General features: G+C 69.4%; 9 protein-coding genes. 2 read left to right on the top strand and 7 right to left on the bottom strand.

Annotation, left to right across the window (positions count from 1 at the left end):
• Positions 1-364 precede the first annotated feature (364 nt).
• The 3 genes from N864_RS15575 to N864_RS15565 form a co-directional block, all read right to left on the bottom strand.
• Positions 365-1,372 carry an acetamidase/formamidase family protein gene (locus N864_RS15575; protein ID WP_034718782.1) on the bottom strand — a complete coding sequence of 336 codons (1,008 nt, stop codon included), beginning with the start codon at positions 1,370-1,372 and terminating at the stop codon, positions 365-367.
• A 2-nt stretch (positions 1,373-1,374) separates the two neighbouring features.
• Positions 1,375-2,772, bottom strand: a complete 1,398-nt coding sequence (locus N864_RS15570; protein ID WP_034718780.1) for an APC family permease — start codon at positions 2,770-2,772, stop codon at positions 1,375-1,377.
• 65 nt (positions 2,773-2,837) lie between these two features.
• Positions 2,838-3,848 (bottom strand): substrate-binding domain-containing protein, encoded by a 1,011-nt coding sequence (locus tag N864_RS15565; RefSeq protein WP_051518668.1) that lies wholly within the window; start codon positions 3,846-3,848, stop codon positions 2,838-2,840.
• An 81-nt stretch (positions 3,849-3,929) separates the two neighbouring features.
• On the opposite strand from N864_RS15565, the gene N864_RS23745 reads away from it, so the two are divergent.
• Together N864_RS23745 and vapB are read left to right on the top strand one after the other, a co-directional pair.
• Entirely contained in the window at positions 3,930-4,382 is a 453-nt protein-coding gene (locus tag N864_RS23745) for a MarR family winged helix-turn-helix transcriptional regulator (protein WP_051518667.1), read from the top strand.
• A 165-nt stretch (positions 4,383-4,547) separates the two neighbouring features.
• The gene (gene vapB, locus N864_RS15555; protein ID WP_034718776.1) at positions 4,548-4,781 is read left to right on the top strand and encodes a type II toxin-antitoxin system VapB family antitoxin; all 234 of its coding nucleotides are present in this window, start codon (positions 4,548-4,550) and stop codon (positions 4,779-4,781) included.
• A 174-nt stretch (positions 4,782-4,955) separates the two neighbouring features.
• On the opposite strand, the gene N864_RS15550 is transcribed toward vapB, so the two are convergent.
• The 4 genes from N864_RS15550 to N864_RS15535 form a co-directional block, all read right to left on the bottom strand.
• Positions 4,956-6,035 (bottom strand): DUF5937 family protein, encoded by a 1,080-nt coding sequence (locus N864_RS15550; RefSeq protein ID WP_034718774.1) that lies wholly within the window; start codon positions 6,033-6,035, stop codon positions 4,956-4,958.
• Positions 6,036-6,063: 28 nt separating this feature from the next.
• On the bottom strand, positions 6,064-7,920 hold the full coding sequence (locus N864_RS15545) for a CocE/NonD family hydrolase (RefSeq protein ID WP_051518666.1): 1,857 nt from the start codon (positions 7,918-7,920) through the stop codon (positions 6,064-6,066).
• Positions 7,917-8,747 (bottom strand): substrate-binding periplasmic protein, encoded by an 831-nt coding sequence (locus tag N864_RS15540; RefSeq protein ID WP_051518665.1) that lies wholly within the window; start codon positions 8,745-8,747, stop codon positions 7,917-7,919. The genes N864_RS15545 and N864_RS15540 overlap by 4 nt, the downstream gene beginning before the upstream one ends.
• Positions 8,748-8,833: 86 nt before the next feature.
• On the bottom strand, positions 8,834-9,283 hold a 450-nt coding region (locus N864_RS15535), incomplete at its 5' end, for an amino acid ABC transporter ATP-binding protein (RefSeq protein ID WP_034718771.1).

Here is a 9,283-nt window from a genome sequence, read left to right as displayed (position 1 = left end):
GACCGTGTTGCCCGCTTAACTTCGAAGAGCCACTAAAGGCCTACGGATGCGTGGCTTCTTTAGGCGGCGGTGTGGGTCGCCCCGCTGGCAGGAAAGACATTCGCTCCTTGGCGCCTCGCGTCTAGCAAGGGGTGTCTGTCGCATCCACCGCGGCGCGGCGGATGCATTTGCGCGGCTTGCGCCCGAACACGCCCTTGGGCGTCTGCCGGCATGCGGATCATCACGACGGCGGAATTCTATTCCTGCGAGGAGACCCTGCGTCGAATTTGTAGGGATGCGCGACTTCCTCGCGAGAGATCCTCAGCAGAGGGGAGAAGGAGGACCAAGGGATCGCCCCCTGGCCCTCCTTCCTGAGAACAGTCAACTAGCCGACGTGCGACCGGCCGATCCCGGCGAGGTGCTCGTGAATGCCGTCATAGACCCTGGCGCCGTTCAGCACCGACACGGGCAGTTTCGCCACCATCGTGTAGTTCGTGTCGACGACGTTCCCGACCGGCGCGAGGCCGGCCTGGCTGACGAGCTGCAGCGCGTCGAGGTCGTCCAGCCCGGTGAGCTCCCGCGTCCAGCCGATCAGGTCGTGCTGGCTGATCCGGAAGGCGTCCTCGAGCGGCTTGACCGAGCCGGTCGACATGATGTGCGTGTCGTCCTGCAGCCGCGGCCAGTGCAGCCCCGCGCCCTTGATGACGTCGACGACGATGGTCGTGTTCATCGCCGCCTCGACGGCGGTGCCGCACACCTCGCCCTCGCCCTGCCGGCAGTGCCCGTCGCCGATCGCGAGCATCGCGCCGGGCACGTTGACCGGCAGATAGAGCGTCGTCCCGCGTCGGATCTCCGGGGTGTCCATGTTGCCCCCATGTGCCGACGGCGTGATGGACATGATCGACTCGTTGGCCGCCGGCGCGACGCCGACCGTGCCGTGGAAGGGATCGAGCGGCAGGTCGACTGTGTAGTCGCTCCGGCGAGCGGTGTAGCGGACGATGCCGCGCTCCACGTCCACCTCATACATCCAGACGCGCTCCTCGAGCGCGTCGTGGAGCATCGGCGTCGTGCCGGTCGTCGTCAGCGCCCCGAAGTGCGGGAAGGTCGTCGACACCGCCCAGTCACGGGCCGGCCGGATGTCGGCGAAGTGCACCGCCAGGGCGTCGCCCGGCTCGGCGCCCTCGACGGCGATCGGCCCCGTGACGGGGTTGAGGTAGGGGAAGACGCAGACCTGGCTGGGCAGGTCGTCGACGCTGCGGACCTTCCCGCCGAAGCAGTCCTCGGTCGACAGCTCGATGACCGAGCCCGGCGCGACCCGCAGCAGCGGCTCACGGCCGCCGAAGGTGTAGCTGAGCTGGTCCTCGGTGGGGTGCAGCTGATGGACGTCGGGCATGGTCACTCCTCCTCGAGGCCGGCGAGCTCGACCCGCCGGTGCATGGCCTTGAAGGTCACTAGCACGATGACACCGATGACGATCCAGATGAAGGCGAGCACCTGGGCGGCGACCTTGGCGTTGATGACGACGAACGCGAGGATGGCGAAGCCGATGACCGGATAGACGAGGTGCCTCAGGTAGTCCTTGCTCCCGCGGCGCCGGATGAAGTGGTTGATCACCGTCACGTGCAGCACGAGGAAGGCCGTCATCGCGCCGAAGTTGATCAGCGTGCTGAGCAGCGAGATGCCGTCGTCGCGCGACGCCATGTAGAGGCCGAGCACGAGCGAGACCCCGGCCACCATGAGCGTCGCGTTGACCGGGACCTTGTGGGTCGGGTGGACCTTGGCTAGGAAGCTCGGCAGCTGCCGGTCCCGCGCCATCGCGAACAGCAGGCGTGAGGTGGCCGCCTGCGCCACAAGGGAGTTCGCGAAGCCCCACGCGATGGCGGTGGCGAACGCACACAGCCAGGCGAGCCATTCGCCGCCACCCACGCGCGCGGCGTCGTAGAAGGCGGTGCCGGCCGGATCGCCGTTCGCGATCAGCCCGGCCGGGTTCGGCACGAGCATCGACGCCACCCAGGTCTGCGCGATGAAGAGGGCCGCCGCGAGGATCAGCGCCAGGACCATGGCCCGGCCGATGCTGCGGGCCTGGTCGCGGTTCTCCTCGGCGAGCATTGAGATGCCGTCGAATCCGAGGAACGACAGCACCGCGATCGACACCGCCCCGAGGACGAGCGAGATCGAGAACGTGTCGCTGTTGAAGAACGCGTCGAAGCTGAAGCCGTTCCCCTTGCCCTGCGCGACCGCGACGATGCCGATGACGAGGAAGACCGCCAGGACGAGGAGCTCGGCGACGAGCATGATCCGGTTGACCTTCGCGGTCATCGAGATGCCCATGTAGTTGACCGCCGTGTTGAGCACGACGAAGAGCACGAGCCACAGCCAGATCGGCACGGCGCTGAAGATCGAGTTCATCGCGACCGAGGCGACGAGATAGAGCAGCCCCGGCACGAGCAGGTAGTCGAGCAGGATCGCCCAGCCCGACAGGAAGCCGACCCACGGCGCCAGCCCGCGCCCGGCATACGTATAGACCGAGCCGGCCATCGGGAAGGCCTGGGACATCTGCGCATACGAGTTCGCCGTGAACATCATCGCGACGGCGCCGATCGCGTAGGTCAGCGCGACCATGCCGCCGGAGCCCTCGAAGACGCTGCCGAAGATGCCGAACGGCGCGATCGGGACCATGAAGATGAGTCCGTAGATCAGCAGGTCCGTCATGCTGAGCGAGCGCTGCAGCTCCTGCTTGTAGCCGAACTGCTCGATGCCGGCCGCGCCGGCCTGTTCTGGTGCTGAGCTCATGAGCCCTCCCTGGAAGGAATATTTCCAGATGGAAGGAAACCATCGACGCGGCCGTGTGGCAAGGATCAGGCGATCGGCAGCAGGTCGAGTCCGTCCGCGCGGGCCAGCCGGGGCTGGCCGGGCTTCATCGGGTATGCCGCTGAGTCGGCTGCCGCTGCCATCCGCAGCGGTCGCATGCCAGCCAACCGCGCGAGGTGGTGGACCCCCTCGTAACACCCAGCGGCATACACCCCGAGGCTCGGCGCGTGCGCGCCCCAGCGTCGGTGGTAGCGCTCGGAGAGCGCCTGGGCCTCGGGGTCGGAGGCATACCAGCGCATCGTCGTGAAGAGCTCGCCCGTGTCGTCGCCGTCGATCTCGAGGAGGCCGGTCTCGTCGAGGGCGCCGCAGACCCGGAGGACCCGTCCCCGCAGGGGCGACTCGGCGAAGGCCCGGTTGAAGACGGCGAGGTCGCGCCCGACGAGGCTGAGCAGCACGACGTCGGCGCGGGCCGCGGCGATCTGGGAGAGGAGCCGGTCCGGGTCGACCTGGCCGAAGGGGACCTCCTCGACGAGGACGATGTCGGCGCCGTGGCCGCGCAGCATCGGCACCGCGACGGCGTGCATGGCCCGCGGCCAGATGTAGTCGTTGCCGATGAGCGCCCAGCGTCGTCCACCGGTTTGGTCAGTGAGGGCCCGGACGGCGGGGAGGAGCTGCTCGCCGGGGCCCTCGCCGAGCAGGGAGACGCCGGGGAGGCGGGTGCCGCCCTCGTGCGGCGGGGTGAAGAGGTAGGGGATCCGGGTCGAGGTGACCCGTTCGAGGCGGCGGTGGATGTCGCTGGTGTGGAAGCCGACCAGCGCCTCGATCGACTCGGCCCCGATCAGCGATGAGACCTGTGCGGCAACGTCATCCGGTGGGGCGCCGGCGTCGATCGGGACGAGCTCGACGGGGCGTCCCCGGACGCCGCCCGCGCCGTTGACCTCCTCGGCGGCCAGCGTGGCCGCCGCGATCGCCGCTGGGCCGGTCAGGCCCAGCACCCCGGAGGTCGGCACCGCCAGCCCGACCCGCAGCCGGGTCGGGTCCGGCCCCTGGAGCATCATCTCCAAGGGGTCCACTAGGGCAGGCGGCGGGGGCACTGCTTCAGTATGGTCGGAACCGACCCGGATGTGAGGAGGCGTGTCGTGGACGAATCAGCCCGTCCGAAGCGACTGCTCGACGCGCTCGCGCGCGCGCACCGGGTCGTCGGCCGGTCCCTGCAGGTCGACCTCGAGCGCGAGGAGGGGATCACGCTCGACCAGTGGCGGGTCCTTCGCGCGCTGTCGACGGACGAGGGCCGCACGATGGGCGAGCTCGTCGAGCACCTCCAGGTGCCGGCCGCGAGCGTGACCCGCTTCGTCGACACCCTCGTCGACCGGGCCCTGGTCTTCCGTCACGCCCGGGCTGCCGACCGGCGCCAGGTCGAGGTGCTCCTGTCGTCGCTGGGGTCCCAGGTCCTCGCGCGGACCGAGGCGCTGGTGCAGGCCCACGAGGCCCGGCTCGCCGAGGTGTCGATGATCCCGGTGGCCGATCTCATCGACGCCCTGGAGTCGATCGCCTCCGCGACGCCGTCGACGTCGCCCGCCCACTCACCCTGAATTCCAATCGACAGTGCAGCATTCGCCATCGACAGTGCAGTAATCGCAATCGAGAGTGGGCTAGTTCAAATCGACAGTGCAGCATTCCCGATCGACAGTGCATTGGTGTGGCCCAAGCGCCCGACGCGCTCGCCTGTACATACTGAGCGTATACAGGAGGTTTTGATGACGCGAACCACCGTCTTCCGCAACAACAAGATGCAGGCCGTGCGGCTGCCGAAGGATGTCGCCCTGCCCGAGGACGTCCGTGAGGTCGACGTCATCGCCGTGGGGGAGTCTCGCGTCATCATCCCTGCCGGTAGCCGGATCGACTACTGGTTCGACCACGGGCTCCGGGTCACCGCAGACTTCCTGGCGCACCGCGGCCAGCCCGAGCCTCAGGAGCGGGCCGGACTGTGACCATGCGCTTCCTGCTCGACGCCGACATCGTCATCAGCGTGTTGCGGGAGCCGCCGACGCGCTTCGACAACCTCTGAGCGAGCGAGCCGACCAGCTGGCCGTTTCCACGATCACGGTTTCTGAGCTGCACGACGGCGGGGGCCGGTTGTCGGACCCCGGCTGTATTCATCTCCCTCAGCGCAGCATCGCGCTCAGCACGTCCTGACCCAGGCGGATCACCGTGGCCGGGTGCAGCCGGTGGAACACCTGCCGCCCCTCGCGCTGTGAGCTGATCAGGCCCGCCTCCCGGAGCGCCCGCAGGTGTCTCGACACCGAGTGCTTCGAGGTTCCGGTCCGGCGAGCCAGCTCCGTCGTCGTGATCGACTCACCGATCAGGTGCCGGCACAGCTCCCACCGGCCCGGCTCGGCGAGGACGAACAGCTTGCGGCGCAGCTGGCTCTGCGTCTCGAGATCCTCTCGACCGGCCTCGCGCACGAGATACTGCACGACGATCGGCATCCCGGCGTCGAACTTGACCATGACGTGCGGCCACGACCGGATCGACGGGACGACGACGAGGCCCTCGGGTCCGACCGCGACCTGCTTGCTCTGCAGCTTGTCGAAGTAGACGGTGCTCGCCGACTCGCGGCGCGAGGCCATCGGCGACAGCGACGCCACCAGCTCGGGCGGCTCGACCGTCTGGATCCGCCGTCGGGCGCTCGCCGCGGCTGACTCGAGGGCCGGCCCGGATGCTTCCCACTGCCGGTCGAAGAACTCACGTGCCGCAGCCTCCAGCACGCCGAGGAGATCCGCGCGGAAGCGAGCCGGGTCGGCCACGAGGCGATGGGCGAGCTCACCGCGGACAAACGAACGATGCTCGCACTCGGTCACCCACCTGCGGCTGCGCCTGACCTCGGAGGCCGCGGTGAGCGGCATACTGAGTCCGCGAATCGCATTGGCGCACATGGGAACGAACACGTCGTCGTCGACCCCCGCGAGCTGTTCAAGCTCGCCGGCGAGCGAGCGCGACTCCTCGCCGCAGACTGGATAGAACAGCCGCATTCGGTAGCGCGCCCACAACGGGGCCCACTCGTGCAGGCGCGCCCTCAGGTCGTCGCTGAGGCAGGCCACCGTCTCGTCGATCCACCGGCGCGACTCCGGATGGTGGTCGGGCTCGGCAAGGACGTGCAACGAGGCCATCAGCTCGGCCATGGGCGAGGCGACCGCCCAGATGCGGGTTCGCCGCGCTTGGGCCAGGTCGAGGGCGATCACCACCCCGCCAGTATCCGGCGTCGCGAGCGGTTCACGGCAACCGGCGCATGACGACGCGCGAGCCGCCGAGGTGGACCGTCGTCCGGGCGACCCGCCGGGTGCGGTCGTCGAACACTCGCCGGCCGGTGTTCGGGTTCACGTCGCAGCGTGGGAAGTTGCTCGACGAGATGTCGAGGCGGATCCGGTGGCCCGGGGCGAAGAGGTTCGCGGTGTCGGGCAGCCGCACCGTCACCCGATAGACGCGTCCCGGCTCGAGGAGCGTCGGGCGGGTCGGGTCGTCTCGATAGCGCAGACGCAGCATGCCATCGGTGACGTTCATCGCGAAGCCGCGCGGATAGTCCTCGCTCGGGGGGTGGACGTCGACGAGCTTCGCCGTCAGGTCAGTGTCGGGGCCATCGGTGGAGACCTCGACCTCGACCTCCACCGGCCCGGCGATGGCGACGGCGGCCGGCAGCGGCTCCGTCTCGAAGGTGACGACGTCGCGGCGCGCCGACAGCGGGAGCATGCTCGCGCCACCCGGCAGGGGAGCGACCTGGTCGAAGGCGCCGCCGCTCATCAGCGGCTCGCCGCTCGTGATGCCGCCACCGCGGCTCGGCACCGGCTCGCGGGGGTCGAACTCATAGGTGACCTCGCCGGGCTCCGTCGGTGCCTCGACGCGCAGTCCGCCGTCCGCGTGGAGATGCAGGGCGTATGCCGCTGTCTCCGCGGGCGGCCACGTGGTGGCGGTGCGCCACTCACCGCCGTGGTCGAGTCGACCTCCTCGGCGCTCGCCCGAGCCGCCCCCCATGAGGAAGTACGTCACCGGGGCAAGCCGGCCCGCACCCCCGAAGGCCTGCTCGAGCCAGGTCGCCTTGAGCTCGAGATAGTCGGGGGCCAGGTTGCCGTCGAGGGTCGCAGCCGAGCCGAAGTCGACGTCACCGGCGTGGGTCCGGCTTCGCGCGCCGTGCGTCCAGGGTCCGAGGACGAGGCAGGAGCGCGGGTCGACGGACCGGGCCCACGCGTACGTGTCCACCGCGGTGAAGACGTACGGGTCGTACCAGCTCGAGATCGCGAGCACCGGGCACGCGGGGAAGCGGTCGTAGTAGTCCCTCGCCTGTAGCCCCGGCTGCCGCCAGAACGCGTCGAGGTCCTCGTGCGACCACTGCTCGAGGATGAAGTCCTCGAAGTCCGGATGGGCCGCAAAGGGCGTGTGCCCCCGCCGCCACGGTATGGCGCTGAGCCAGCCGCGGAGCTCGTCCTCGGTGATCGTCGGCTCGGTCACGGCAGGGGCGTCACCGGGAGGGGTCCGGGCGGCCTGCTGGGTGATCCGGCGCCACGCCCAGATGACCTGCTTCAGCTCGTAGGCACCGCCGAACCGGCCGCCGGCCTCCCAGGCGCTGGAGAAGCCGCCGGAGTCGACGATCATGGCGCTGATCGGTCGCGCCCCGACCGACGCGGCCGCCGTCTGCGTGTGGGCGCTGTAGGAGACGCCCTGAGTCACGACCGTGCCATCGCACCACGGCTGGTCGGCCAGCCACGCATGGGTGTCGAAGCCGTCGGCTGCTTCGCCCACGTACTTCGCGAAGGTGCCTTCGGACCCGCCGCGACCCCGACAGTCCTGCCGCACGACGACATACCCTCGGTCGACGAAGAACTGCGCACCCGACTCCGGCGTGACGTGCCGCCTGTCCGCGTGCCAGCCGTCCGAGGGGCGCTCGGCGCGGACGTCATACGGCGAGCGCTCCAGGATGACCGGGCGGGCGGCGAGTCCCGCCAGGGGCGCCGAGCCGTCCCAGTAGACGTCCGTGGCGAGGCGGGCCCCGTCGCGCATGGCCGGATGCCGGCGCACCCGGTGCAGCCGGGGACCCAGCTGCTCCGGGGCGTCCATGCCGAGGTCGACCAGGCTCATCCCTTGAGCTCGGGCCAGATCTCGAGCAGCTGCGGCTGCATCTTCTCGGTGAAGTACTCGTTGTAGGTCTTCGTGTAGGTCCCGTCCTTGACCATCGCCTCGAGCTGCTTGTCGAAGGCGTCCACGAGGGCCTGGTTGCCCTTCTGGAAGGCGACGGTCGTGGCGTGCTCGACGGGCTGCGAGGCGCCGATCTTGAGGTCCTTGAACTGCTTGAGATACTCCTCCGCATCCGGACCGCCGACGAGGAAGGCGTCGATGGTGCCCGAGTTGAGGGCCGACACCGCGGCGTCCTGGCCCTCGAACTTCACCGGCTGGGCGCCCTTGATCTTCTTGACGTAGCCCTCCTGCACCGAGCCGGTGATGACCCCGACCCGCTTGCCGTCCAGCTGCTCCATCGACGCGACGGGGCTGTCCTGCTTGGTCAGGGCCGCCGTGATGGACCAGAACATGCCCTTGGCGAAGTCGATCGACTTCTTGCGTGCCTCGGTGATGCCGAGGCCGTTCGCGACCATGTCGTACTGCTTCGCCGAGAGGCCCTGGATGCCGGACGCGGTCGGCGTCAGCTTGTACTCGACCTTGAGGCCGAGCCGCTTGGCCGCCTCGTTCGTCAGGTCGATGATGAAGCCGCCCGGCTGGTCCGAGCCCTGCTTCTGCATCGTGAAGGGCGGCTGTGCGGCGGAGGTCGCCGCGAGGATCGTGCCCGGGGTGATGAGGTTGTAGGGGTTGTCCTGGCCTGCCGCGCCGTCGGATGCTCCTCCGCAGGCGCTGGCCACGAGCAGGACGGTCGCCGAAGCGACGGCCGCCTTGGCGATGAACGGGACTCGCATGATCGGTTCCTTTCATGGGCGCCCCGTAGGGCGTGTGGGACAGACGCCGGGACCGGGATCGGGGCCAGCGGTGGGTGAGGCGAGAGTCAGAGGACCTGGGACAGGAACGTCTGCAGTCGGCTGGTCTGGGGACTGTCGAGGAGCTGCCTGGCGGGGCCCTCCTCTTGGATGGTTCCTTCGTCCATGAAGACCACCCGGTCGGCGACCTCGCGGGCGAAGCCGATCTCGTGGGTCACCACGACCATCGTCATGCCGGACTGCGCGAGCGACTTCATGACGTCGAGGACGCCCTTGACGAGCTCGGGGTCGAGCGCCGAGGTGGCCTCGTCGAAGAGCATCACGTCCGGCTGCATGGCGAGGGCCCTGGCGATGGCGACGCGTTGCTGCTGGCCGCCCGAGCAGTCACCGGGCCGCTTGTCCTTGAGGTCCAGGACACCGAGCCGGTCGAGCTGATCGGTCGCGACCCGGGTCGCCTCGTCCTTCGGCACCTTCTTGACGGTGCGCAGGGCCATGGTGACGTTCTCGAGCATCGTCAC

The sequence above is a fragment of the Intrasporangium chromatireducens Q5-1 genome (genome assembly GCF_000576575.1).
Taxonomy (GTDB): Bacteria; Actinomycetota; Actinomycetes; order Actinomycetales; family Dermatophilaceae; genus Intrasporangium_A; species Intrasporangium_A chromatireducens.
The sequence above is the reverse complement of the archived record's forward strand: the minus strand, read 5'-3'. Positions and strand labels throughout refer to the sequence as shown.